Origin of the sequence: Leifsonia sp. 466MF, assembly GCF_900100265.1 — a bacterium.
In the GTDB taxonomy this organism is placed as follows: domain Bacteria; phylum Actinomycetota; class Actinomycetes; order Actinomycetales; family Microbacteriaceae; genus Leifsonia.
In genome coordinates, this window is the sequence record NZ_LT629696.1 from 945275 (window position 1) to 969457 (window position 24183).

The following is a 24183-nucleotide window of genomic DNA, read 5'->3' on the forward strand; positions in this document are numbered from 1 at the left end:
GTCGCCCGCGCAGCACCGCGTGCCCTAAGCGGTCGGTCGCGTGATGCTGGACGCCGCCCTCAGCCCCCACCAACCCACCGCTCGATCCGCCGGTGGTCCGGCGTGAACCCGTGCTCCACGCCCCACAGCACCGCCTGCGTCCGGCTGCTGGCGCCGATCTTGCGGTAGACGCTGCGGATGTGCGACTTGACCGTGTTCGGGCTGAGGTACGTGAGTTCGGCGACCGCCGCGTTGCTCTTGCCTTGCGTGATGAGGGCCAGGATCTCGGACTCGCGGTCCGTGATCCCTTCTTCCTTGCCGGGCCAGTCGAGTTCCTCGGCGCTGCGGGCTCGCGCCGGGGAGTCGCTCACCACGATCTGGCCGGAGTTCACGGCTTCGAGGGCGGCGACCAGCTCTGAGGCCGTGAGGGTCTTCGAGAGGTAGCCGTGGACGCCCTGCGCGCTCGCGCTTTCGATGAGCTCGGGATGGAAGTTCCACGTGTAGACCACGACGTGGCGGGCTCGGGGGTTCCGCACCAGTTCGCCGATCTGCGCGTGGCCGGACTCCGGCTGGGCGAACGCGTCGTACAGGACGACGTCGATCGGCTCATCCAGCGGGGCGTTCGCGTCGATCTCGGCGACGACCAACCGGTCCCGGAAATCATCCAGCATGTGCGCGAGGCCCAGCAGCACGACGTCGTAGTCGTCCACGAGGGCGATCGTGAACGGCTTCGTCGCTATGTCCGGGGCTGCCGACATGGCCGCACATTACACCCCTAGGGGTGAGGCGCCCCGTCCTCGCCGGTGGTTGCGTGGAGCCATCAACCCCCGACCAGAAAGGGTCAACTGATGAATATCCTGCTCATCATCATCGCTGTGATCGCCATCATCCTCCTGCTCACCGGAGGGTTCGTCTCGTCCCTGAACTTCCTGCTCTGGGTCGGGATCGTGCTCCTCGTCATCGCGGCCATCGTCTTCCTCGTCCGGATGCTCACGGGAAGCCGGCGCGTCTGACCCAACACACCGAGGCGGTGCGGGGGAGGAGCGGTCGTCCGCTTCGTCCCCCGGCCACCGCATCCACCTCTCTGCGAGGCCGAGGTCGTCAGGTGTCCGAGCGCCGGCGCCGGCGCACCAGCGCGACGATGATCAGCACGATGCCGGCGATGAGCACGATGGGGCCGATGGTGCCCCACACCGGCGATCCGCTCATGACGGAACCGCCGAGCACGTTCAACCCCTGAAGCGTCCACAGCAGTCCGATGAGGACGAGCACGATGCCGATGACGAGGAACAACCACTTCGTTTTCACGATGCGAGGCTACGTCTCCTGTCGCGATCTGTGGGTGCTCCGCCGGAATCCCGAGACGCTCAGTCGTGCGGAGGGCGACGCAGCCGCTTGATGTCCGTGCGCCGCTTCTTCGCATCCAGACGCCGTTCCCTGGCGCCGCGACTCGGCCTCGTCGGTCTTCGCGGTGCCGCGGGCGGCCGGAGGGCGTCGGCCACGATGTCGGCCAGCCGAGCGCGCGCGGCCTCCCTGTTGCGCAGCTGTGCGCGGTGTTCGGATGCGGCGATCGTCAGCTTTCCGTCGACGAGGCGACCGCCCAGACGCTCGAGGAGCCGCTCGCGCTGGACGGGGGAGAGAACGGCGGAGCCCGCCACATCCCACACGAGTTCCACCCGGGAGTCGGCCGTGTTCACCCCCTGCCCGCCGGGGCCGGACGACCGCGAGAACCGCCACGACAGCTCGGACTCGGGGATGGTGAGTCCCGAGTCGACCGTAAGGCCGGGACGGTGAGGGGAGGGCATGAGTCCATCATCCCGCGCTCCCGCTAGCTGGGCCGGAATCGCAGCGCGCTCACCCCTGACCGGAACTCCTGGCGATCCACGAGGTCCAGCTGGATGCGCTCGCGCAGACCCGCAAGCAGCGTCGGCCCGTGCCCGGCGATGACAGGATGCACGACGAGCACGTACTCGTCGATCAGCCCCAGATCCGCCAGCGCGAGGGGGAGTGTCACCCCGCCGACGAACAGACCCTCACCGGGCTGCTGCTTGAGCCGTTCCACCGCTTGCCCCACGTCGCCCTGCAGCAGTTCGGCGTTCCAGTCGACGTCGGTCAGCGTGCTCGACACGACGTGCTTCTTCGCGCCATCGATGGCCTCGGCGAAGGGGAGCTGCGACTCATCCATCCAATCGGGCCAGGTGCCGGAGGCCGGCCGCCGCCACGCGGACTCCATCATCCCGTAGGTCACCCGCCCGAAGATCAGGGCGTCGGCCCGCTCCATCTCGGCCGTCCAGTAGCGCATCGACTCCTCGTCCGGGGGAAGCCCTGCTTCGTGATGGCAGCAGCCGTCGAGGGTGACGTTGATGGCGTAGCGAAGCTTTCTCATCCCGTTCTCTCCCTTGATGTACGAGGCGCCTACTTACGGGACGGTACTACCTCGCCGCGTGACCATGGCCTCCGCCGTCGCCACGACGTGGCTGCGGTAGCGGCGCTTGGCCTCCTCGTCGGACACGTCGCCGAACACCATCCGGACCAGTTGTGGCGCTGCCACGAACCAGTAGCACATGGCGATGATCGAGAAGAAGATGGCCTCCGCGTCGCCGTCCGCGTCCCCATTGCCGTCGAGGGCGGCACGCACAGCGGCGACCCGGGACTGGAAGTAGTCGGACCGTTCCGCGAGGGCGGGCACATCGTCCGCGCCGTAATGCAGCCCCTCCTGCTCGAACAGCCACGCCACGGACGGATCCGCTGTAAGGAAGTCGAACAGGTCGCCGGCGTACGCGGCGAGGTCGTCGGACTGGATGGCCACCGTCTTGGCCAGCTCGCCGAGCTTGGATTGCAGGGTCGCTTCGAACAGGTCGTCCTTGTTGCCGATGTAGGAGTAAATGGACGCCTTGTTGACCTCGGCGCGGTCGGCGATCCGCTCGATGCGCGCGCCCCCGACGCCATGGCGCGCGAACTCCTCGGCACTCGCCTCCAGGAGCAGGCGGATGCTCTCATCCCGGTCGTATCGTCTGGCCATGGCGCCTCCCGCTTTTCTTTTGCCTCGACATGACTTACCATACAACTAAACGTTTATTTATATTGGAGGTCGCAATGAACGTCGAACTCACACAACGCACCGTCACCGAGGCTCGGCTGGACGCCGCGCAGGTGGCAGAACTCACCAGCCGCCCGCAGGCAGCAGGCCCGCAGGTGGTACTCCAGGCCGAGGGTCTGGGCTCGCCCCGTCAGTGGACCGCGCAGCTCCCCACCGCCGCAGACCGCATCGTCGTCGAGTACGACTCGACCGGCGGACGCTTCGAGCGCGCCTGGGCACTGTCAGCACAGACTGGCAGCACCCGGTACTACACGCTGGAGCACGACACCGACGGCGAGTACATCAGCCGCTGACCGCAGCAACCACGTCAGCCGGACGAGAAAGGGCGCAGCATTCGCTGCGCCCTTTGCTGTGTCTGGGATGCGATGCTCGGGCCCCGACGAACTGCGAGCGTTGCGCTACAGGTGTTCGGGGAGCAGCGGCGTGGACCAGCCGGGATCGCGACCGAGCTGTGCGGCGCGAGCGACCGAGGTTGCGCCGAAGCGGTCGCGGACGGCGTCGAGCACGGTGTCGAGACGTGCGCTGTCATCCCAGTCGATGGGCAGCTCGGGCTGGAAGGTGTCCGACCGGCCCAGGTGCGAGAGCGAGATGCCGATGAGGCTGATTCCCCGCGCGGCGATCTCGGGCTGAACCGCCGCGAGGAGGCTGCGGGCCACGGTCAGCAGCACCGAGGTGCGGTCTGACGGGCAGCCGAGCGTGCGCGATCGCGTGGCGCGGGCGAAGTCGCCGAAGCGCAGCCGCAGCACGATCGTGCGGCACGTGCGATCCCCATCCCGCAGCCGTCGAGCCAGCCGGTCGACGATCTGGGTCAGGATGAGGTCGAGCTCCTCCGGCGTCCGCGGACGACTGCCCAGTGCGCGCTGTGAGCCGATGGATCCGCGGCGCTTCGTCGCATTGACCGGGCGGGGGTCGCGCAGCCGGGCCAGGGCGTGCAGGTGCGCGCCGGCCGCCCTACCGAGCAGGCGCTCGGCGGTGGCTTCTTCGAGCTCGGCCAGCTGACCGACGGTGCGGATGCCCAGACGGTGGAGCTTCTCCGCGGTGACGGCGCCGACGCCCCAGAGGCGTTCCACGGGGAGCGGGAGCAGGAACTCCTGCTCCCGGTCGGGCTCCACCAGGATGAGGCCGTCAGGTTTGCTCACGGCGCTGGCGACCTTGGCGAGGAACTTGGTTCGCGCGATCCCGACCGAGATGGCGAGTCCGACCTCCGCGCGAACGCGTTCCCGCAGCCGGGTCGCGATCTGCTCGGGCGTGCCGGCGATGCGTCGGAGCCCGCCCACTTCAAGGAAGGCCTCGTCGATCGACAGTCCTTCCACGATCGGGGTCGTGTCGCGGAAGATCGCGAACACGTCCTTGCTCGCGGCGGAGTACGCATCCATTCGTGGTGGGACGACGACGGCCTCCGGGCACAGGTCCCGCGCCTGCCGCCCGCCCATGGCGGTGCGGACCCCGCGCGCCTTCGCCTCGTAGCTCGCCGCGAGCACGACGCCGCCGCCGACGATGACCGGGCGGCCGCGGAGCTCCGGCGCATCGCGCTGCTCGACGGAGGCGTAGAAGGCGTCGAGGTCGGCATGCAGCACGGTCGCCTCGCCCCGCATGCCGGCCTCCGATCCGTCGAACGGTGATCAGAGGAATCGTCGCAGGGACCGCGGACATCGGAGGTGTCCGCTCGCTGGCCGGCTAATGAGCGTGCAGGACCGCCCAGGCGATGAGGCTGTCGAGCCGGCGAACGTCAGCGCCGCGGCCGAGCTTCACTTTGATGTGCCCTGCACGCGTCCAGAGCTCGATTTCAGCGTTCAGGTCGAGCTTGCCGGCGTTCTCGGACGACCACATGTTGATGGAGCTGTAGGGGAGGGAGTAGATCTCCACCTTCTTGCCGGTGACGCCCTGCGCGTCGCGGACGATCAGTCGCTTGGTGGTGAAGATCGCCGAGTCACGAAACGTCTTGAATGCCGCCACCGCCTGCTCGCCATCCACGAGAAGAGGAGTTACATCCTCGGGAATGGGGATTTCGTTGTGAAGGGTCCAGGCGGTGATCGGTGCAGTTTCCATCCCGCGAGCCTGTCAGGCGAGAAGTCGGCGAGCATCACCCCAGTGCGGGGCGGTGGGACCTTTCGACCGTCCACCGCCCCATCGATCCGGCGCGTCAGTGCAGCGTGATGGTCTGCCCCTTCGAGAAGGCGTTGTCGCTCACCTGGATGCTCGCCGCCTGAGTGCCCGCGGGGACGTCGAAGAGGATCGGACCTTGGATCGCGTTGCCGGGGTTGATGGCGGCGACCCAGGCGCTCTGATCCGGGCTGGCGTAGAGCGTCGCGGTCGGGTCGGCGTCGAACGTCTTCCCGGAGGCGTCGACGAGCTTCACATAGTTGACGATGAAGGTTGCGGCGCTGTTGCCCGTGTTGGCGATCTTCAGATCCACCTGGAGGTACGTTCCCTGGGCGGTCTGCGTCAGCGGAGATGTTCCCACGGTGGTGCCCGCGTCCTGAGAGCCCAGGACCGTGTACTCGAACGAGCCGACCTTCACGGGCGTGTTCAAGCCGGGCGCCGCGGGCTTCGAAGGAGCGGGCGCCGACGCGCTGCCGCCCGTGCCCCCGGCGCCCCCGGCCGGCTGCGGCGTGCTGCTGCAGCCGGTCAGTGCCAGCCCGGTCGCGAGCGCGGCAATGGTGGCGAGTGCGGTGATTCGACGGAACATGGGTCCTCCTGGTGGATGCGATGCCGGTTATTCGGCCCACCAAGCGAATCGTGAGGCGGGAGGGTCTCGGCACCTCGATTCGGTCCGAGCCCGCCGGACGAAAGGAGGGGCGCTGCCCCTCCGAAAGGCGGTGCAGTCCGGCGAGTTGCCGCCTCTACGATCGGTTCATGGCACACACCCCGCCCGCGCCGAGCGCACAGAACGCGCCGAGCGCACAGCGGCCACGCACCGCGGCGGAACCTTCTCGCGCTCGACGCGCATGGGCGCTCGTCGGTTCGGTCGGACTGTCCGTTTTGTGCGCCCTGCTGGGCATCTCGGCGGGCGGAATACACGCCGGTGAGGGATCGACGTTCGCCCCACCCGTTCAGCTGCTCGCCACCGTCGGGGCATTCGCCATGATCGCCGTCTCGGTGACGCTCGTGTGGCGTCACCGATATCCGGTGCTCGTTTCCTTGCTCGCTATCGGTGGTGCGGTCGTCTTCCCGACGACGCCCCTTCCCGCGCTGGTCAGCCTCGCCGCGGTCACCGCCGTGACGACAGGATGGAGGCGCTGGGCATTCGTGGCCGCCACCTACCTCGCCACCGTCGTGGCGCTCTGCTGGGATGTCGCCTCGCACGTCTCGCTGCTCTCCGACTTCGTCGGCGAACCGGCCGCCGGTACCCCCGAGCGGTTGGCGCTGTACTGGGCTGTGCCGATCGTCGCCGGGGTGATGGTCGTCCCTTTCGCGGCTTTCGGATTCGTCCGGCAGCTGCGATCCGAACGCGACGTCGCCCAGCGCGGCACGGAGGCGGCCAACCGGAATGTCGTGCTCCTCCACAGGGAGGTCGAGCGGGAGCGCGAGCGGCAGGAACTGGCCCGTGAGCTGCACGACACACTGGCGGCGCGGCTGAGCTCCCTCTCTCTGCACGCCGGAGCGCTGGAACTGACCGTCGGGGGCTCGGATGAGAAAGCGGCGGCAGCAGCGCGTGCGGTTCGCGAGACCGCACAGCATTCCTTGGACGAGCTTCGGGATGTCGTGCAGGTTCTCCGGCATCCATCACCGACCGCAGGCGGTACCGGTTTGGGCGACCTGGCCGGGCTCGTGGACGCTGCGCTGCGGGAGGGCGCGGACGTGCGGGCCCAGCTGGTGATCACGGACCCCGCGTCCTGCGATCCTCACGTCGCGCACGCCTGCTACCGGATCGTTCAAGAGTCCTTGTCGAACGCGCGACGCCATGCGCCGGGCACGCCGATCCGTCTGGAGGTCAGGGGCGCACCGGGGGCGGGTCTCACCATCTCGACCACCAACTGGCTGACGCCAGGCGCGCAACCGACCTCGGTCGGCGGTGGACACGGTCTCACCGGCATGAGCGAGCGGGTCGCCCTGGTGGGAGGGTCCTTCCAGGCCGGAACGACCCAGGATGGCACCTTCGCGATCGTCGCATGGCTGCCGTGGAGGTCCCCGCCGAGCTGAGTTTCGCGAGCCGCCTGTACCGCTCGATAGACTCCGGTCTGTGACCGACCCTCACATCCGCGTGCTCGTCGTCGATGACGATCCCATGGCCGCGGCCGGCGTAGCCGCGGTTCTCGGAGCTGCGGGCGACATCGAGGTCGTCGGACGGTGTTCCGATGGCGATGAGGTCGCGCGGGCTGTCGCCCTGCACCATCCCGACGTGGTCCTCTGTGATGTCCGAATGCCAAGGATGGACGGCGTCGCGGTCGTCGAATCCTTCGACAGCGTTCGTCCGCGTTTCCTCATGATGACGGCGTTCGACGAGGACGGTCGCGTGCTCGACGCCGTGAGTGCCGGAGCCGCCGGGTTCATGCTGAAGGACGAGGACCCCCACCGGATCATCGAAGCAGTCCGTCAGGTCGCGGCCGGCGATGCCGCCTTTTCGCCGCGCGCGGCGCGCCAGCTCTCCGCCTGGGTCCGGGACGCGCGCAGTGCGACCGCGCGACGCGACGCTGCCGCGAAGATGGCGGAACTCACGCCTCGGGAACGTGAGTTCGCCATCGCCGTGACGAACGGGGCCTCCGACGCGGAACTTGCGCAGACGTTCTTCGTCGCCGAGACGACCGTCAAGTCCACCCTCGCAGGGATCCGTGCGAAGTGGGGCGTCCGGACGCGAACGGAACTTGCCGTGGTGGTCGCTCGCTCCGGTATGTGAGCGTGCGGGCCGTGTGGTCCGAGCCGATCAGTGCAGCGTCACCGTAGCGCCGTCGCCTCCCCACCAGCCGGTGATCAGCTTCACGCGGTCGAGGCCGGCTCCGGCGGGCACATCGAAGTAGACGCTGCAATTGACGCTGAGCCCGGGGTTGACGGTGGTCGAGAAGGAGTCTTCTCCGAAGCTGCCCAGGCTGGTGTCCGCTTCGTAGCGGGCGTTTCCGATGTACCCGAAGACGTCCCACGTGGAGACGTTCTGCGGTTGCGAGCTGCCGTTGGCGACGACGAAGTCGACCTTGCAGAACTGGCCCTTCGGCGCGACCGTGCCGAAAACGTCATCCTGCGTTCCGAGACCGCATTGAACGCCTGTCACGGTGAAGGAGACTCCGCTCCGGCTCGCGACGCTTTGCCCGATGCCGGGCAACGACGGAGGGGCTGACGGGGCTGGGCTCGGAACGGCCGGGGTCGGGCTTGGCGTGGCGGTCGGAGACGGCGCAGTGGCGTTCGGTGAGGTCGGAAGGGCCGCCGGCTCGGCATCGGGGGTGGCTCCGCCGGCGATCCCGAACGATGCGATGCCGACGAACAATGCGATCAGCCAACCGATGCTCGCGACGCTGATCGCCGAGATCGACTGTCCCTTGCCCGCTTGACCCTTCACGAGGGCGCGGATGGCGAGAACCAGCGCGGGCACGAACAACAGCCACGCGATCCATGCTGCGAACGGGATCACGCCGAAGACGAATCCGATGATCGCGAGGATCAGCGCGAGCGTCGCAAGGGACGAATCACGCGAGGGGCGAGCGTTGTCACCCCCGTCGTTGCGCAAGGGGGAGGAGTCGCGGGGCGTTGCCGGGCCGCTCGGGGCTCGGTTCACTGTCCAAGCAGAGCCGTCCCAGTAGCGCTGTTGTCCGGGATACTCGGGATCCGGGTACCAGCCGGCAGGAGGATTCGTCATCGTCGTAGCGACATGGGTCCCGCCGCGCGTACGGCGGGACCCACGAGAGCCTTACTCGTCGCCGGTGCCCGTGGCGAGGCAGCTCACCGTGGCGAACTGCCCGGTGGCGGTCTGCTCGGAGACGACCTTGCCGCCCACCGTGATCTTGCACGCGACGTCGCCGCCGTCCTGGCCGGCGGTCGCCGTGACGGAGAAGCTGCTGAAGTCGAACGTGCCACCCTTCTTGACGGAGATCGTCTTCGTCCACGGCAGCGGCGTGTTCGACGCCGTCTCGGACTTCGATCCGCCGTCGGCGTACGTGGAGTACACGATGGTGGTGTCGGTGCTCGTTCCGGTGACGTCGTAAACGACCTCGACGGGCTGGGAGGCGACCGCATCCTGCTTCTTGATCTCATCGTTCACGGCGTCGTTGACCGCAGAGGCGAAAGCCGCCGTGTAAACGATCGACATGACGATCGACAGGATGATCGCGACGCCAGAGAGGATCGTGCCGGTCAGCGCCACGCCCTTCGACTTGTTCTTCTGGACCAGCCCGATGATCCCGAGAATGAGACCGATGAGGCCGAAGAACCACGCGCCGTAGCTCAGGAACGGGATGAAGGCGCTGACGAGCGCGATGATTCCGAGGATCAGTGCAGCGATGCCGAGGCCGTTACCGGTCTTTTGAGGCGCGGGTGCAGCGTACTGCTGCTCGGGTGCGGGCGGCGGAGGAAGGGTGCTCATTCGTGGTCCTTTGCTGTGTGGAAATCTGCAGCGGAGGCATAGGTCCTCCAAAGCCTTCTTAGGCTCTCAGAAATGAGACTTCCTCTTCCAACCCCCGAAGGGGGGCCCGCGATACCGCTGGCCCGCTGCTCACGCCAGGCTGCCCCTCGAGTCTCGGCTGAGATAACGGCGCGGGCGACCCATCACCCCCGCGCCACGTACTCCACCAGCAGCGCCCCCGTGTCCATCGTCCGCGACGACACCAGCTCCAGGTCGGCACCCGGACCACCGGACGCGAACACCGATCGCCCGCTTCCGGCCAGGCGGGGCATCAGGAGCAGGCGGTAGCGGTCGACGAGCCCCGCCGACACGAGCGACTCGACCACGGAGAGACCTCCGACGGCGACGATCTCGCCGTCGATGTCGTGCTTGAGGCGGGCGACGACGTCGGGGAGGGGACCCCGGGCAACGGTGGTGTTCCAGCCGGGGTTCTCGACGGTGTCGGAGACGACGACCTTCGGGAGGCTGTTCATCGTGCGGGCGAAGGCGCGGTAGTCCTCCGGGTTGTTCTCGTCGGCGGCCGCGGTGGGCCAGTAGCCGGCGTTGAACTCGTAGGCGACGCGGCCGTAGAGGAGCGTCTGGCCCTCGTGCGCGTTCGCGCCGGACCAGTACTGCTGCATGTCATCCGACCAGTCCGGTGAGATCAGTTCGCCGTCCGTGGTCTCGGTGTAGCCGTCGAGGGTCATGAACATGGCGGCGGTGAGTTTTCCCATGGTGGTTTCTCCTTCGTGAGATGCGGTCAGGCGGCGCGGTGCCGGCGGACCAGGGCGAGCGCGAGCGGGAGGGCCAGCGCGAGGATGAGGAAGGCGAGCGGGCTGCCGATAAGGGCGGCCAGCGCGCTGACGGCGAGGGCGCCGACGGCCATTCCGCCGTCGTAGCCGGCGTTCCAGAGGGCGCTGACGGTCCCGAACTGGCGCTCGTCGGCGTTGGCGTACATGTCGGCGATCGTCGCGTTCTGCAGAGCGCCGAAGCCGAGGCCGAAGAGGGCTGCGCCGGCGAGCAGAAGCATGATGTTCGAGGTCGCGGCCAGCGCGGCCATCCCCGCCGCCGAGAGCAGAATGCCGGGGACGAAGAGGCGACGGTGGCCCACGCGGTCGCCGAACCGGCCGGCGACCCAGCGGCCGACAGCCGTGGTGGCGGGCTGCACCAGCAGCAGCGTCGGGCCGAAGGCGACGGTGCCGCCGGACAGCGCGCCGGGGACGCAGGTGACGACGACACCGGCCACGGCGGCGGAAGCGGCGAAGACGAGCGCCGGGCGGAGGATCGACGGCGAACGCAGGCCGGCGAGGATGCCGGCCGAGGCGGCCTCGACCGGAGATGCAGGGCGGAGCGACCGTCCGGGCAACCCGGCGACGGTCGCGAGCGCCAGCAGCGGCGCGGCACCGGCGATCCAGAACACCAGAGCCGGTCCGGCCGCGGCGGTCAGTGTCACGCCGAGCGGCAACGCGATCAGCGACGGGACGGCGCTGACCAGGCCGGCGACGGCCAGCCCCTCACCGCGACGCTCCGCGGGGACTAGCGCGGCCGTCACGGCACCACCCGCCACGATGGCGAGGGCGAAGCCGAGGCCGCGCAGCACCCCGACCGCGACGAGCGCGGGGACGGAGGAGGAGGCGAGCAGCAGGAAGGTCGGAGCCCCGAGCAGGATGAGACCGACGGCGAGCACCGCGCGAGCGCCCAGCCGCTGCATCAGCCAGGGCGAGACCAGTTCGCCCGCGACGGTCGCCCCGAGCAGTGCGCCGTTCGCCAGGCCGCCGGCGACCGGCGAGGCCGACTCGGCGAGCAGCGGCACGACGGCCAGCGGGAGGAAGAACCCCACCGAGCACGCCACGATCGACACGAAGCGCAGCAGCAGCGGGCGGGTGATCAGCCGCGGCCGGGCGGTGCGGCCGGTGGTCGGGGTGGTGGTGGTGAGTGTCGTCGCGGTCATGGGTATGACACTAGAAACCGGGTGGCTCAGCAGTAAGATCCATTGCCATGGCGGTGGAGTGGTCCAATTCGAGTCCCGAGCTGCTGGTCCAGCTCGACCGGGAGTCGGCCGAGCCGCTGCGGTCGCAGCTCCAGACCCAGCTGCGGGTCGCCATTCAGGCCGGGCGACTGAGCGCGGGGGAGCGGCTGCCCTCGTCGCGCGACTTCGCCCGCAGCCTCGGCGTCGCCCGCGGCACGGTGCAGGACTGCTACGAGCAGCTGCGATCGGAGGGGTACCTCGTCGCCCAGACCGGATCGGCCACCCGGGTCGCCGACCTGCGCGTCGAGCCGGCCGAGGCGACGGCCCCCGGCGCACCGATACCGACGCCCGACCCTCACCCGCCGCGCCGCTGGCTCGCCGACTTCGCCTCCGGCGTCCCCGACCTCGGCACCGTCCCGCGCGACGACTGGACGTGGGCCCTGCGCGAGGCCACCCGCACCGCCCCGAACGCCGCCTTCGACTACGGCGACCCCCGAGGGGATGCGGACCTCCGAACCGTCGTCGCCTCCTACCTCCGCCGGGTGCGCGGCATGAGCGCGCATCCACACCAGGTCGTCGTCTGCGCAGGGTTCGCACAGGGCATCGCGCTGACGTTCCGTGCGCTCGCCGACCGCGGGATGACACGGGTCGCGGTCGAGGACCCCGGCTCGATCGGCACGGTCACCCGGGCGGCGGAAGCGGCGGGCGGGACGGCGGTGCCGGTCGCGGTCGACGATTCGGGGATCGATGTGGATGCGCTGGACGCGAGCGGCGCACGCATCGTCGTGCTCACCCCGGCGCACCAGTGGCCGACCGGCGTCGTGCTCGCGCCGGAGCGCCGCCACGCGCTCATCGCCTGGGCCGAGCGCCGCGACGCCGTGATCGTCGAAGACGACTACGACGCCGAGTTCCGCTACGACCGGGAGCCGGTCGGATCGCTGCAGGGACTCGCGCCTGACCGCGTCGTCACGCTCGGCACGGTCAGCAAGTCGCTCGCGCCGGCCCTGAGGCTCGGCTGGGCCGTCGCACCCGTGCCCCTGGTCGACGCTCTGACGGCGGCGAAGGAGGCGGCCGACCGCGGTGCGCCGACGCTCGACCAGGTCGCGCTCGCCCGGCTCATCGAGTCCGGACGCTATGACCGGCACCTGCGGCGGATGCGCGCACTGTACGGAGCACGGCGGGATGCGCTCGCAGCGGCGTTGCGGGAGGCTGCTCCGCACATCCCGCTCACCGGTCTCGCGGCGGGATTCCACGCGGTCGCGCACCTACGGGACGGTGCCGACGAGCCGGCCGTGATCGCGGCGGCCGCAGAGCGGGGAGTCCGGCTGTACGGGATGAGCACCTACCGCTCGACGCGCAGCTCGCATCCACCGCAGCTCGTGTTCGGCTTCGGCAACACGTCCGTCGAGGAGATCCGCGATGGGATCGCGGTGGTCGCCGACCTGCTGAGGTGAGCGCGTTGCCTGTCTGGAGGACGGGCGCCCGACTCACGGCAGGTAGCGCAGCCACTCCTGGCGCGACAGCCGTATCCGGCGTCCGTGGTGGTCGACGATCCACTCGGTCAGCGTGGACGAGATGTAGACCGCGATGATGGTCTCGGCCGTCCACTCTTCACGTCCGCGCGTCCACCGGATCAGATGGAACTCGGCCCCGCGGCGGGGCGTCAGCCCGATGGGCAGATCGATGTAGGTCACGTCCGCTCCTTCCCCGAACCCATGCCGGCCGGAGGGCCCGAACCTCCGACCGGCACGAGAGTCGCATCACTACACCGAGGACGCTAAGGCGCTGGGGAATCGGCGGCGTCACCCGAACGGGGTGACCTTATGCAGGCGCGGCGAGCGACGCGTTCAGGCGTCAGCGTTCGTCGACCAGGTCCAGCGGCTCCAGCAGGCCGAGCTCCGCCGCACGGTCGACCGCGGCCGCGCGCGACTGCACGTCGAGCTTGCGGTAGATGCGCGCGATGTGGGTCTTCACGGTGTTCAGCGACACGTAGCCCCGGGCCGCGATCTCGGCGTTGGACATGCGTGTCGGCAGGTAGGCGAGGATGGCCAGCTCGCGACGGGTGAGCGGGTCCGGCAATTCGTCGGGCCGGGTGCTCACGACCAGCCCTGCGAGGCGGACGACCTCGCGGCGGAAGGCGTCGGGCGCGCCGGGCAGCGCCTCGACCAGTCCGGCGACGGGTCGGCCGGCGCGCACGAAGACGTCGATCAGACCCTCCGGCTCGGCGACGGCCAGCGCGCGAGCCAGGTGCAGCTCCGAGCCGGGACGGTCGCCCGAGGCGGCGAGGAACCATCCCCGTGCGACCTCCCGCTCGACGCGCTCGACGATCGACGCGGACGGTCCGGCGGCCGGCAGCTCGTCGAGGCGGCGCCCGGCACCCGACACGTCGCCGCGCGTCAGCCGTCCGACGATCTCCTCGAAGGCGACCGCCGACCACGCGGCCGGAGAGTCGTGCGCCGGCTCCGGCTGTCCGGCGAGCCGGGCATGACGGAGGCGCAGCGCATCCAACTCCATCTGCACGATCGGCGGCGCCTCGGTGACGGGATCGGCGACCTCGGGCTCCGCGTCGGGCGGCAGCCCCAGCCGCTCGGCCAGCACGGCCAGCCACAGCAATTGCAGCCGGGCGTTCCAGGAAGCGCGGAGCACACCCTCCCGCAGCGACAGCGCGCCGGAACCCGGTCTTCCGCGCCGGGCGGCGACGAGCGCGAGCGCGATGTGCGCATCCCCGGTCGCCGGATGGTCGAGCAGCGCGGACTCCTCGGCCAGGCGCAGGGCCTCGTCGGCCCGGGCGGCGGCGCGCACGAGTCGCCCGCTGAAGGCGTCGGCCACGGCCAGGCTTCCGAGCGCGTGGATGCGGTACGGCGTGTACTGCCCGCCCGCCGAGTTCAGCATCCGTTCGATCCACTCCTGCGACTCGTCCAGGTTGCCGAGGAACAGCTGCGCGCGTCCGGCGGCCACCAGCGAGATCGCGAGCAGCAGGTCACGGCGGTTCAACTGGAGCAGGTCCGGCAGGGTCAGATCGGGGTCGGCGAGAAGGAGCGCCACGGCGCTCGCCGCCTCCTCGTAGGCGGTCTCCGCCGGCGGGTTGAACTGCACGGTGACGCCCAGCCACGCCAGCGCGACCGCGCGGCGCCCGGGGTCGACGTCCGACCGCGCGGCGACACTGCGGAGAAACTCGGCGGCCTCCCGCGCGCGTCCCGTCATCCCGTACGTGATCGCGTAGACGATCTCCGCATCCACCGACGTCCGCCGGATGTCGTCCGGGACCGTCCCGAGCCACCGAGCGACCGTCGCGACATAGCCGCGCTCGAATGCCTCCCGGCCGGAGGTGAGGACCAGCTCCATCGCGTCGTCCCAGGCCTGGGCGCGCAGCAGCGCCTCGACGGCCGTCGCGGTGTCCCCGCGCCCGCGCGACCAGTCGGCGACGCGCACCAGCAGCGTCCGCTCGAGGCCGGGATGCTCGGCTCGCAGGCGCATCCGCATCAGTTTCCGGAACAGCGCGTGGAAGGCGAACCAGCCGGGCTTCTCCGGAAGAGCGGAGAGGAACATCGACTCCCGCTCCAGCCTGCCGAGCAGGTCCACACCGAGGTCCGCCTCCGTCAGGATGGGCACCAGGTCGGGGTGCAGATCGTCGGCGACGGACAGCCGCAGGAGGGCCTCGCGCCGCTCGGGCGATTGCGCGTCGAGCACCTCCTCGCCCAGATAGTCGACGATCAACCGGTCGGACTCCGCGAGACTGGCCACCAGATCCTCGCCCGGACGCGAACGCAGGGTGAGCCCCGCAAGCTGGACGCCCGCGGCCCAGCCGTCGGTGTGCTGGCGGACGGTCGCGGCGGTGCGGAGGTCGACCGCGGAGCCGGTGAGCCGCCCGAGCAGGTCCTCCGTCTCGTCGTCGGCGAAGGTCAGCTGGTGCTGCCGGATCTCGACCAGCGCGTGCTGTAGACGGTGGTGGGTCAGCCGCATCCCGGCGTCCGAGCGGGAGGCGAGCACGAGGTGGGCGTTCGGCGGGAGGCGGTCGGCCAGGTTCGACAGGTCGTCCACCAGTTCGGGCAGGAGCACGTGGACGTCGTCGATGACGATCACGATCTCCACACCCGCCTCCGCTAGGGCGCCTACGAGCGCCTCGAGGTAGCTCTCGCCGAGGCCGCCGGTCGCCTCGGCGGCCGGGCGCACCTCGGCCACGGCGGGATGCGCGGCGGCGAGGTCGGCCGCCAAGCGGCGGGCGAAATGCGTGACATCGCGGTCGGCCCGCGTCGCATGGAACCACGCGACCGCGAGATCGGGGCGCGAGGCCGTCCACTGGGACAGCAGCACAGTCTTCCCGGACCCGGCCGGGGCGATGATGACCGTCAAGGGGCCGCGGACGCCGACATCCAGCAACTCGAACAACGCGGGGCGGTCGACCGCGTGCACGGGGGCGAGGCGATGGTCTGGCATCGAGGCGGCTCCGGTCGGCGCGCGTCGGGTCTGCGCCTGCCGAAATCATCCCACAGGGGTGACGACCCCGGGATGCTCGACTGGAAAGATGACGCCCCCTCCTGCATTTCCAGGATACCGGCCGGGCGGGGGCTTGCGGCAAGGCCCATCCCATCCACCAGAATGGCTGGTCGCGCGTGAAATCGTGGCGCGCGGTGGAAGCAAGGATGGGGAGACGCATGGGTTCTGACGTGTTCGACGTGATCATCAGCGGGGGCGGACCGACGGGGATGATGCTGGCGAGCGAGCTGCGCCTGCACGGCGTGGAGGTGCTGGTGCTGGAGCGCGACGTGGAGCCGACGACCGCGGTCCGGTCGCTCGGCCTGCACCCGCGCAGCATCGAGATCATGGACTCGCGTGGGCTGCTCGACCGCTTCCTCGCGGCCGGCACGACCTACCCCGGCGGCGGACGGTTCGCCGGCATCCCGAGCCCACGGCCGGTGCACCTCGACACGGCGCACGACTACATCCTCGGGATGCCGCAGCCCGTCACCGACCGCATCATCGCCGAGCGCGCGGCCGAGCTGGGCGCGCAGATCCGCCGCGGCGAGGAGGTCGTCGGGTTCTCGCAGACCGCTGACGGGATGGATGTCGAGCTCGCGTCGGGCGAGCGGGTGCGCGGACGCTGGCTGGTCGGCTGCGACGGAGGACGCAGCCTGGTGCGACGGACGCTCGGGATCGGCTTCCCCGGCGAGGCGGCGACCACCGAGTGGATCCTCGGCGAGGTCCAGGCGACCGCGTCTGCGGAGGAGATCGCCGCCGTCTCCGAGGAGGTGCGGAAGACGCACCGCGGCTTCGGGATCGGGCCCAACGGCGAGGGGCTCTACCGAGCGGTCGTTCCGGCGGCATCCGTGTCGGAGGACCGGTCGGTGCCGCCGACGCTCGACGAGTTCCGGACGCAGCTGCGGGCGTACGCGGGGACCGATTTCGGCATCCACTCGCCTCGCTCGATCACGCGGTTCACCGACGCGACGCGGCTCGCGGAGCGGTACCGCGTCGGGCGGGTGCTGATCGCGGGCGACGCTGCGCACATCCACCCGCCGCTTGGAGGGCAGGGACTGAACCTCGGCATCCAGGACGCCTTCAACCTCGGCTGGAAGCTGGCCGCGGAGGTCGGGGGATGGGCGCCGGACGGGCTGCTCGACACCTACTTCGGCGAGCGGCACCCGGCAGCGGAGGACGTGCTCACCATTACGCGGGCGCAGAGCGAGCTGATCTCGCCGGAGCCCGGGCCGCAGGCGGTGCGGCGGCTGCTGACCGAGCTGATGGATGTGGACGGGGTGGGGGAGTTCTTCGGCGCAAAGGTCGCCGGGATCGCGGTGCGGTACGACGTAGGGGAGGTGGACGCGGTCTCGGACGGGGGCGGGCTGCTCGGGCGGCGGCTGCGTGACGTCCGGCTGTCGCGCGGGCGGCTGTACGAGCACCTCCATGACGGACGCGGGCTGCTGCTCGACCAGACGGGAACGCTCAGCGTCGCGGGATGGGCGGGCCGGGTCGATCTCGTGTCTGACGTCAGTGGCGACCTGGATGCGCCGGCGGTGCTGCTGCGGCCCGACGGGCACGTGGTCTGGGTCGGGAACTCGCAGGAGGAGCTGGAGGTTCGGCTGGCGCGCTGGTTCGGGGTCGCGTGAGTCCTCCCTGACCGTGGGCGTGCGCCTCGAAATGGGGTGCGGTCGGCGCGAGACTCGCGGGCTGCGGGTGTGGGAGGCTGTCCTCCGCGCCTCGGTGGGAGGCCGGGATGGGGGACACGCGTGACCGACGCGACAGACGACCGAACTCAGCCGCGATACGGGGAGCTCGCGCCCGGGGAGGCGGCGCAGGAGCCGGCGCAGGAGCAGGCGGCAGCGGTTCCCGCGGAGGCACCTGTTGCGGACTCGGAGGCGGACGCGCCGGCGGATGCCGACGCGCCTTCCGCGGCCGCGTACCCCTCGGCGGAATCGCTCGCGCCCGGCGGACCGCTCTCCCAGCAGGAGCGTGTCGGCCGGGGCCTCGCGCTCGCGCTCGTCATCATCCCGGCCGGGGTGATCGCGTGGACCATCCTGTGGAACATCGGCTTCATCGCCTCCATCGTGTCGTGGGGTGTCGCGGCGGGAGCGGTGTGGCTGTATCGCGCCGGATCGAAGGCGCGCGTCACGCGCGGCGCCTTCTGGGGGCTCGTCGCGATCGTGGTCGTGACCGTGGTGCTCAGCCTGCTCGCCGGGATCTTCACCGATCTCGTCAGCGCCGTCGGCATCCCGCTGACCCAGGCGCTGACCGACCCGGACTTCTGGGGACTGTTCGCGGACAACATCTTCAACAACGGCGAACTGTGGCAGGCGTACCTGCCGCAGGTGGTCTTGGCCCTGGCGTTCGCGTTCCTCGGCTGCTTCTGGACCATGCGGCGGCTCGCCCGCGAGTCCCGCGCCTAACCCCTCGCGCCGCTCCACCCCCACCGTCGAGTCCGCAAACTTTGCACGCGACGCGCCGGGCGGACGTCAAGTTTGTGCGGACTCGACGGTGGGGGGATGCGGGGTCAGGGGGTGCGGAGGGTCAGTTCGGCGATGAGGAGCTCGTCGGCGCCGTCCGTCCACGTTGTGGTGCGGGCGATGCGGAAGCCGGCGGCCTCCACGGTGTCGGCGAGGTGCTCGACGGAGTCGAACGGGGCGTGGTCGATGAACGCCTGCGGTGGGGCGGAGCGGTGCTTCGACGGATCGAAGGTGAGGAACGTCGCCGTGACGGCATGCCCGCCGGGGCGGAGGACCCGCGCCCACTCGGCGATCGCGGCGACGGGATGCGGGAACAGCTGGAGTCCGGTGACGCACGTCACGAGGTCGAACGTGCCGTCGCCCAGCGGCAGGCGGGTCGCATCCGCCTCGAAGAGTTCGGCGTCGGGGAGGTGCGAGCGGGCCTCGGCGATCATGCGCGGCGAGAGGTCCACACCGGTGGCGCTTCCCGCGAAGCCGCGGTCACGGAGGGCGCGGAGCACCAGGCCGGTGCCGGTGGCGACGTCGAGCACCGCATCCACCCCGGTCAGGTCGGCGAAGCCAGCGACGGCAGCGGCGAGGTTGCGGTGCATGGCGCTTTCGTCGTACGTCGGCGCGCGGTCGTCGAAGCGTTCGCGCACGGCCCGGAGGTGTTCGTCAGCGGTCACGGCATCATCGGTCACGGCGGCCAGCGTACCGAGGTCCGGAGAGACGAGGGAGGGCCGGGAAAGAATTAGCGGCGGCCGGCTCACCCGAAAAAGCCGACCGCCGCGCACCGGGAACGCAGTACAGCTGCCCGCCCCCTGCGGTTCAGCCTGCCATCCGTTGCTTAGTGCACACAGTAAAGGGCTTTCCTGGGTTGTCAACCGGTCTGCGGCTATGAATTCCGGATGTTCATCTCCAGTTCACGCACCGTGCGCGCGACAGCCTCGGGTGCCTCCCACGCGGTGAAGTGGCCACCGCGCTCCAGGCGCTCGAACGAGCGGATGTCGGTGTAGCTCTTCTCGGCGAGCGACCGCGGGTAGGCGGCCTCATGGCGCTGGATGACGATCGCGGCGGGAACCTCGATCTGCGGGTGCAGGTCGTCGTCGTCCGGCGACTCGCGGTAGGGGCGGAAGCTCGTGCCGATGGAGCGGGTGACCCAGTACAGGGCGACGTTGATGAGCACATCATCCACGTCGAAGTGCTCCAGCCCGTCGCCGTCGCTCCACGCGGCCACCTTCTCGGCGATCCAGGCGAGCAGACCGCTGGGGGAGTCGAGGAGCGCGGCGGCGAGCGTGTCGGGACGCGTGCCTTGAAGGTGCGCGTAGCCGGACTCCTCTGGACGGGCGACCGACCGCAGGAACGCGGTCTCCTCCTCCGTCAGGTCGATGCCCGGCCGGGAACGCGCAGAGAAAGAGGCATGCGTGGCGACGATTCCGGCGACCGACTCGGGATGCGTCCCCGCCAGCCAGTCGCTCACGCCCGCGCCGACATCCTCTCCGTAGGTCAGAAAGCGGTCGTATCCCAACTCGGATGTCATCAGCGTGTTCCACCGGCGAGCCACGCCCTGGGCGGAGAAGGGCTCGGGCAGCGCCGCCGAGTAGCCGTACCCGGGCAGTGACGGGACGACGACGTCGCGGTCTTCGGCGAGCAGATCGGCGAGGTCGAGCATCGAGGCGAACGAGTACGGCCAACCGTGGGTGAGGACGATCGGGAGGCCGGACGCGCGGCGGGCCGGGAGGCGCACGACGTGAACGTCGGAGCCCTCGACCTGCACCATCCGCTGCTCGTATTCGTTGACCCGCCGCTCGAAGGCGCGCCAGTCGTACCCCGTCCGCCACCGGTCGACCAGCGCCGCCAGCACTCGCGGCGGGATGCCGTTCGACCACTCCGGGCCCGGCGTCGGCTCGGGCAGGATGGTCGCCTCCAGCCGGAGCCGGAGGTCGTCGAGCACGGTCTGCGGCACCTCGATGCGGAACTCCATGGGCCGAACGTAGTCGCTGCCACCGACAGCGCCACCGGCACCGGCGAGGGGATGGTCGCAACCCTCGGCGGAGCGTCGGCGGCCGGGCGTAATGTGGATGCATGGCCCGCAACCGCGACGACATCCGTCGCGCGCCTCGGGAGTCCGACCCGCTCGTCGAGGCCGCGCGTTACCGCCTGCGACGAGACGCGGAGGCGCGCGGAGAGCCGGTGGAGGAAGCCAACCCCGGCCAGCCCACGATGGAACAGCGCGCGCAGATCGTGGAGACCTCCATCCAGCAGGCGATCCGCCGCGGCGACTTCGACAACCTGCCCGGCGCGGGCAAGCCGCTGCCCGGGCTCACCGGGACGCACGATCCGGACTGGTGGATCCGCCGCAAGATCGAGCGCGAGCAGCTGACCGGACTCGGGCCGCCGGCACTGCTGCTGCGCACCGAGGATGCGGAGCTCGACGCCAAACTCGACCGGCTCGCCTCGGAGAGCACCGTGCGGGAGCATCTCGAGAGCTTCAACCGGCGCGTGATCGAGGCTCGCAGGCAGCTGCAGGGCGGCCCGCCCGTGATCACGCGCACGCGCGATGTCGAGGAGGAGGTCGCCCGGTGGCGGCAGCGACGCGACGAGCGCATCCGCGAGGCCGATGCCAGGCGGCGGGCCGAGCAGGAGGCGTACGCGGCGCTCAGCTGGCGCGAGCGGCGACGGCTGCGGCGCGGGCGCTGAGCACCGCATCCACTCCGATCCATGCAGTTGACGCAACACGCCGTCGACGGCGACACCCCGACGGCGTGTTGCGTCAGCGGGATAGGTGGGAGTGACGGGGCCGCTACTCCGTCAGGTGCTGGTGCGGGTTGGTGAAGTGGATGCTGTCCGCCGTCACCCCGACGAGCCCGAGTGTGACGCGCAGCAGCTGGGGAGGCAGGCCGTCCGCCGGGGGAGGCGTGGCCGCGCCGAGGGTCAGGGTCTTTCCGTCGGGGCCGGTCGCGGTCACCGAGTCGAGGTAGACCTGCACGTTGCCGCGGAGCGCCATCTGGTCGGCGGTGGTCGCGAGCTTGGGGCCGGTCTCCTTGCGGACGGTCAGGCTGAAGTGGTCGATGGTGATGCTGTCGGCCGAGATCTTGAGCACCGGGACGCGGCTGCCGTCGGCGAGCGGGACGGTGACGACGCTGATGCCCTTGAGGCCGGAGAACGACAGCGAGCTGCTGCCGAGCTGCGCGGGCGGCTGGGTGAAGACCGGAGCGGTCGCGTCCGGTCCCGCGGGAGTGGCCGGGGCCGTTGGAGTCGTCGGCGTCGGGGTGGGGGAGCCGGGCGCGGTCGGCGCGCCCGGAGCGCCCGGGATCGGCAGCGTGGGAACGCCCGGGATGCCGGTGCCGGTCGGCGTGGGCGTCGGGGTCGGCGTCGGCGAACTGCACGGCATGATGATCGGGATGCACAGCGCGGCGGGAGCCGCGGTCGGCACGCGTGCGGCGCCGAGGCCCGCGAGGGCGGCGGCGATGCACGCGACCAGGGCACCCGCGACGATGCCGGAGCGGCCCCGCCTCATGCGATCGTGCCTTCGGTGGATGATGCGGCGGGCGAAGCGGTCGGCGATGCGGCCGGCGATTCAGCGGCCGAAGCGGCGGCACGCGCGTCATTATCCCCGTCGGCGCCTGCCGCATCCCCCTCGGCCTTCTTCGGCATCCACGCCACGGTCAGGATGCCGCCGATGCTGCTCAACAGCATCCCGATGAAGAACCCGCCGAGGTTGACGCCGACCAGTGAGTAGACGGCGACCGCCAGCGCGACGACGCCGTAGAAGATGCGGTGCGCGGGCATCGCGATCACTAGGATGCCCAGCAGCACCAGCAGGATCGGGATGATCGTCGCCTGCAGTCCCTCGATGCCGAGCTGCACGTGGATCTTGCCGATGTCGAGCTGCCCCGAGAAGAACATCTCGACGCCGCCGATCGCGGTCAGCAGACCGCCGACGAAGGGGCGGCGGCGGCGCCACGCGCGGAAGCGCGCGCGGGCGCTCGGCGCGGTCGTCTCCTCGCCGGCCGCGATCGGGCCGTTCGCGTGCGCGCGGGCCACGATCAGAAGCATCCCTTCGAGCCGTCGGTCAGCTCGACGTGCATGCCGCTGAGGGTGAAGACGGAGGCCTGGGTGCTCCACGCGGTCTGCTGGAGGTTCGTGATCGTGACCGTGTCCGCATCCTGCGCGAAGTCGCCTGCGGAGCCCTTGGCCGTGGTGTTCACGGTGGACGCGTCGACGCCGATGCGGATGTTGTGGAACTCGGAGTCGCCCTTGAGGTCGGTCATGCCGATCTGCAGGTCGGAGGCCGAGGCCGGGTTCCCGCCGCCGCCCGCGGTGATCAGCATCCCGACCTTGCCGAGCGGGGTGTCGGTGACGACGGCCTGGCAGAGGTCGGAGAGGGTGGCGGACTTGATGTTCGCGATGGCGACCTGGTGCTCCTTGCCCGCGGTGTCGGGCGCGACGCCGGCGTACTGCGAGAATCCGGTGCCGTCGAGCTTGGTGGCGCTGATCTGGAACTGGCTGCCGGAGACGGCGAACGAGACGGGGACGGCGCCCTGGGCGACGCCGGTCATCAGCACGGTGGAGACGAGGGCGACGGGGACGGCGGCGAGCACGATCCGTCCGGCATGCGACCCGGCGAGCTTTCGGAACTTCATCGATCCTCCTGTTCGGGGGACTTGACAGCGTCGGCGCAGTCAGGTCCAGATGCGAGCTTAGACGTTATTGACAGGCTGTCAATAGGTGATCCGGCACCTCAGCGTTCGGGAGGCGGCCGATAGTCTCGAAGCATGGACACCGACCGGCGCACACGGCTCACGCCGGACGAGCGTCGCGGGCAGCTCGTCGCGCTCGGGGTGGCGTTCCTCGCCGACAACCCGCTGGACCAGCTCTCCATCGAGGAGCTGTCGGCGCGCGCGGGCGTCTCGCGCGGGCTCCTGTTCCACTACTTCGGGTCGAAGCAGGGGCTCCATCGGGAGGTCGTGCGGACGGCCCGCGACAGCATGCTGCACGCCACGGAACCGGTCGCCGGCCTCGCGCCGCTGGACCGCCTCCACGACACGCTGGAGCGCATCGTCGCCTTCGTGCGCGAGCACAGTGGGACGTTCTACTCGCTGGTGCGCGGCATCGCCTCGGGAGATACGGAGGTGCGCCAGGTCGTGGAGGAGGCCCGCGGGGAGCAGGCGGATCGAGTGATCGCGGTGTTCCTCGAACTGGGCGTGCCGGACACCGTGCTGCTGCGCATCGCGCTGCGATCGTGGATCGCGTTCGCCGAGGAGGCGCTCGTCGAGAGCGCGATCGGCACCGACCTGCCGTCGGAGGAGATCGTCGGCTTCCTCGAGCGGAGCGCCTGCGGAGTGGTGGATGCGCTGGGCTAGATGCCCTCTTCCTCGACGTCCTCTTCGGTCAGCACGCCGTCATCCTCCGGCTCGTCGCCGTGCTCGTCGTAGACCGGCTCGGCCTCGCGGGCCTGACCGCCGGTGGGGCCGTCGTTGCCATCGCCCGGTCCCGGCCAGATCGTCTCGCCGGCGACTGCGTCGTTCGTGACGAGCTCGTCGGCGAAGTCGGCCTCGGCCTCGGGGTCGTTGAGCGCGTAGTCGACGTCGCCGTCGGCCGGATCGGCCCAGCCGGGCGTCTCGCCCGCATCCGTCTCGCCGACCTCGACGCCCTCGACGCCGTCTTCCGGAATCCGATCCAT

General features: G+C 70.4%; 29 protein-coding genes. 9 read left to right on the forward strand and 20 right to left on the reverse strand.

Features of this window, described 5'->3' with window-relative positions:
* Positions 1 to 59: 59 nt before the first annotated feature.
* Complete coding sequence (locus BLR91_RS04545) at positions 60 to 737, reverse strand: response regulator transcription factor (protein WP_089876800.1); 678 nt, start codon at positions 735 to 737, stop codon at positions 60 to 62.
* A gap of 90 nt (positions 738 to 827) precedes the next feature.
* Here BLR91_RS04545 and BLR91_RS20145 point away from each other — a divergent pair, with 90 nt between their 5' ends.
* Entirely contained in the window at positions 828 to 992 is a 165-nt protein-coding gene (locus BLR91_RS20145; RefSeq protein WP_018191731.1) for a hypothetical protein, read from the forward strand.
* An 88-nt stretch (positions 993 to 1080) separates the two neighbouring features.
* Here BLR91_RS20145 and BLR91_RS04550 read toward each other — a convergent pair whose 3' ends face one another.
* The 4 genes from BLR91_RS04550 to BLR91_RS04565 are packed head-to-tail and all read right to left on the reverse strand — an operon-like array spanning position 1081 to position 3001.
* A complete protein-coding gene (locus BLR91_RS04550) occupies positions 1081 to 1287 on the reverse strand; it encodes a hypothetical protein (protein WP_089876797.1) in 207 nt (68 codons plus the stop codon).
* 59 nt (positions 1288 to 1346) lie between these two features.
* Entirely contained in the window at positions 1347 to 1784 is a 438-nt protein-coding gene (gene arfB, locus BLR91_RS04555) for an alternative ribosome rescue aminoacyl-tRNA hydrolase ArfB (RefSeq protein ID WP_089876795.1), read from the reverse strand.
* Between the two features lie 23 nt (positions 1785 to 1807).
* Positions 1808 to 2365: a dihydrofolate reductase family protein gene (locus BLR91_RS04560; RefSeq protein WP_089876792.1), complete on the reverse strand. Its 558-nt coding sequence runs from the start codon at positions 2363 to 2365 to the stop codon at positions 1808 to 1810.
* A gap of 33 nt (positions 2366 to 2398) precedes the next feature.
* Complete coding sequence (locus BLR91_RS04565; RefSeq protein WP_089876790.1) at positions 2399 to 3001, reverse strand: TetR family transcriptional regulator; 603 nt, start codon at positions 2999 to 3001, stop codon at positions 2399 to 2401.
* Positions 3002 to 3075: 74 nt separating this feature from the next.
* Here BLR91_RS04565 and BLR91_RS04570 point away from each other — a divergent pair, with 74 nt between their 5' ends.
* Entirely contained in the window at positions 3076 to 3372 is a 297-nt protein-coding gene (locus BLR91_RS04570) for a hypothetical protein (RefSeq protein WP_089876788.1), read from the forward strand.
* A 105-nt stretch (positions 3373 to 3477) separates the two neighbouring features.
* Here the strand turns inward: BLR91_RS04570 and dinB are convergent, their stop codons facing one another.
* From dinB to BLR91_RS04585, 3 genes are all read right to left on the reverse strand, one after another.
* Positions 3478 to 4674 carry a DNA polymerase IV gene (gene dinB / locus BLR91_RS04575; RefSeq protein ID WP_089876786.1) on the reverse strand — a complete coding sequence of 399 codons (1197 nt, stop codon included), beginning with the start codon at positions 4672 to 4674 and terminating at the stop codon, positions 3478 to 3480.
* An 82-nt stretch (positions 4675 to 4756) separates the two neighbouring features.
* The gene (locus BLR91_RS04580) at positions 4757 to 5128 is read right to left on the reverse strand and encodes a PH domain-containing protein (RefSeq protein ID WP_089876784.1); all 372 of its coding nucleotides are present in this window, start codon (positions 5126 to 5128) and stop codon (positions 4757 to 4759) included.
* Positions 5129 to 5222: 94 nt separating this feature from the next.
* Positions 5223 to 5768, reverse strand: a complete 546-nt coding sequence (locus BLR91_RS04585) for a DUF4352 domain-containing protein (RefSeq protein ID WP_089876782.1) — start codon at positions 5766 to 5768, stop codon at positions 5223 to 5225.
* 167 nt (positions 5769 to 5935) lie between these two features.
* On the opposite strand from BLR91_RS04585, the gene BLR91_RS04590 reads away from it, so the two are divergent.
* Both BLR91_RS04590 and BLR91_RS04595 read left to right on the forward strand, forming a co-directional pair.
* Entirely contained in the window at positions 5936 to 7222 is a 1287-nt protein-coding gene (locus tag BLR91_RS04590; RefSeq protein ID WP_157694663.1) for a sensor histidine kinase, read from the forward strand.
* Positions 7223 to 7262: 40 nt separating this feature from the next.
* A complete protein-coding gene (locus tag BLR91_RS04595; protein WP_172823183.1) occupies positions 7263 to 7916 on the forward strand; it encodes a response regulator in 654 nt (217 codons plus the stop codon).
* A 27-nt stretch (positions 7917 to 7943) separates the two neighbouring features.
* Here BLR91_RS04595 and BLR91_RS20310 read toward each other — a convergent pair whose 3' ends face one another.
* The 4 genes from BLR91_RS20310 to BLR91_RS04615 all read right to left on the reverse strand — a co-directional run bounded on the left by BLR91_RS20310 (position 7944) and on the right by BLR91_RS04615 (position 11559).
* Positions 7944 to 8867, reverse strand: a complete 924-nt coding sequence (locus BLR91_RS20310; protein WP_197674681.1) for a DUF4352 domain-containing protein — start codon at positions 8865 to 8867, stop codon at positions 7944 to 7946.
* Positions 8868 to 8918: 51 nt separating this feature from the next.
* Positions 8919 to 9590 (reverse strand): MmpS family transport accessory protein, encoded by a 672-nt coding sequence (locus BLR91_RS04605; protein ID WP_089876777.1) that lies wholly within the window; start codon positions 9588 to 9590, stop codon positions 8919 to 8921.
* A gap of 182 nt (positions 9591 to 9772) precedes the next feature.
* Entirely contained in the window at positions 9773 to 10342 is a 570-nt protein-coding gene (locus tag BLR91_RS04610; RefSeq protein WP_089876776.1) for a dihydrofolate reductase family protein, read from the reverse strand.
* A 26-nt stretch (positions 10343 to 10368) separates the two neighbouring features.
* On the reverse strand, positions 10369 to 11559 hold the full coding sequence (locus tag BLR91_RS04615; RefSeq protein ID WP_089876774.1) for an MFS transporter: 1191 nt from the start codon (positions 11557 to 11559) through the stop codon (positions 10369 to 10371).
* A gap of 47 nt (positions 11560 to 11606) precedes the next feature.
* On the opposite strand from BLR91_RS04615, the gene pdxR reads away from it, so the two are divergent.
* Entirely contained in the window at positions 11607 to 13031 is a 1425-nt protein-coding gene (gene pdxR / locus BLR91_RS04620) for a MocR-like pyridoxine biosynthesis transcription factor PdxR (protein ID WP_089876773.1), read from the forward strand.
* 33 nt (positions 13032 to 13064) lie between these two features.
* Here pdxR and BLR91_RS04625 read toward each other — a convergent pair whose 3' ends face one another.
* Both BLR91_RS04625 and BLR91_RS20405 read right to left on the reverse strand, forming a co-directional pair.
* On the reverse strand, positions 13065 to 13271 hold the full coding sequence (locus BLR91_RS04625) for a hypothetical protein (RefSeq protein WP_018191719.1): 207 nt from the start codon (positions 13269 to 13271) through the stop codon (positions 13065 to 13067).
* 160 nt (positions 13272 to 13431) lie between these two features.
* Positions 13432 to 16014 carry a LuxR C-terminal-related transcriptional regulator gene (locus tag BLR91_RS20405; protein WP_269457354.1) on the reverse strand — a complete coding sequence of 861 codons (2583 nt, stop codon included), beginning with the start codon at positions 16012 to 16014 and terminating at the stop codon, positions 13432 to 13434.
* Positions 16015 to 16232: 218 nt separating this feature from the next.
* On the opposite strand from BLR91_RS20405, the gene BLR91_RS04635 reads away from it, so the two are divergent.
* Positions 16233 to 17684, forward strand: coding sequence for an FAD-dependent monooxygenase (locus BLR91_RS04635; protein WP_197674311.1), 1452 nt, complete (start codon positions 16233 to 16235; stop codon positions 17682 to 17684).
* A 120-nt stretch (positions 17685 to 17804) separates the two neighbouring features.
* Positions 17805 to 18461, forward strand: a complete 657-nt coding sequence (locus BLR91_RS04640) for a hypothetical protein (protein WP_089876769.1) — start codon at positions 17805 to 17807, stop codon at positions 18459 to 18461.
* Positions 18462 to 18565: 104 nt separating this feature from the next.
* On the opposite strand, the gene BLR91_RS04645 is transcribed toward BLR91_RS04640, so the two are convergent.
* Positions 18566 to 19198 (reverse strand): class I SAM-dependent methyltransferase, encoded by a 633-nt coding sequence (locus BLR91_RS04645; RefSeq protein ID WP_089876767.1) that lies wholly within the window; start codon positions 19196 to 19198, stop codon positions 18566 to 18568.
* Positions 19199 to 19392: 194 nt separating this feature from the next.
* Complete coding sequence (locus BLR91_RS04650; RefSeq protein WP_089876765.1) at positions 19393 to 20481, reverse strand: epoxide hydrolase family protein; 1089 nt, start codon at positions 20479 to 20481, stop codon at positions 19393 to 19395.
* A gap of 101 nt (positions 20482 to 20582) precedes the next feature.
* Here BLR91_RS04650 and BLR91_RS04655 point away from each other — a divergent pair, with 101 nt between their 5' ends.
* The gene (locus BLR91_RS04655) at positions 20583 to 21197 is read left to right on the forward strand and encodes a J-domain-containing protein (protein WP_089876763.1); all 615 of its coding nucleotides are present in this window, start codon (positions 20583 to 20585) and stop codon (positions 21195 to 21197) included.
* Positions 21198 to 21300: 103 nt separating this feature from the next.
* On the opposite strand, the gene BLR91_RS04660 is transcribed toward BLR91_RS04655, so the two are convergent.
* Genes BLR91_RS04660 through BLR91_RS04670 form a run of 3 tightly spaced genes read right to left on the reverse strand, consistent with a single transcriptional unit; the run spans position 21301 to position 23143 of the window.
* Positions 21301 to 22017 (reverse strand): hypothetical protein, encoded by a 717-nt coding sequence (locus BLR91_RS04660; protein WP_089876761.1) that lies wholly within the window; start codon positions 22015 to 22017, stop codon positions 21301 to 21303.
* The gene (locus BLR91_RS04665; protein ID WP_089876758.1) at positions 22014 to 22556 is read right to left on the reverse strand and encodes a DUF6114 domain-containing protein; all 543 of its coding nucleotides are present in this window, start codon (positions 22554 to 22556) and stop codon (positions 22014 to 22016) included. Before BLR91_RS04665 ends, BLR91_RS04660 begins: the two co-directional genes overlap by 4 nt.
* Complete coding sequence (locus BLR91_RS04670) at positions 22547 to 23143, reverse strand: DUF6230 family protein (protein WP_020077106.1); 597 nt, start codon at positions 23141 to 23143, stop codon at positions 22547 to 22549. The genes BLR91_RS04665 and BLR91_RS04670 overlap by 10 nt, the downstream gene beginning before the upstream one ends.
* A 132-nt stretch (positions 23144 to 23275) precedes the next feature.
* Here BLR91_RS04670 and BLR91_RS04675 point away from each other — a divergent pair, with 132 nt between their 5' ends.
* Positions 23276 to 23863, forward strand: a complete 588-nt coding sequence (locus BLR91_RS04675) for a TetR/AcrR family transcriptional regulator (RefSeq protein ID WP_089876756.1) — start codon at positions 23276 to 23278, stop codon at positions 23861 to 23863.
* Here the strand turns inward: BLR91_RS04675 and BLR91_RS04680 are convergent.
* Positions 23860 to 24183 carry a hypothetical protein gene (locus BLR91_RS04680; RefSeq protein WP_018191709.1) on the reverse strand — a complete coding sequence of 108 codons (324 nt, stop codon included), beginning with the start codon at positions 24181 to 24183 and terminating at the stop codon, positions 23860 to 23862. The genes BLR91_RS04675 and BLR91_RS04680 overlap by 4 nt on opposite strands.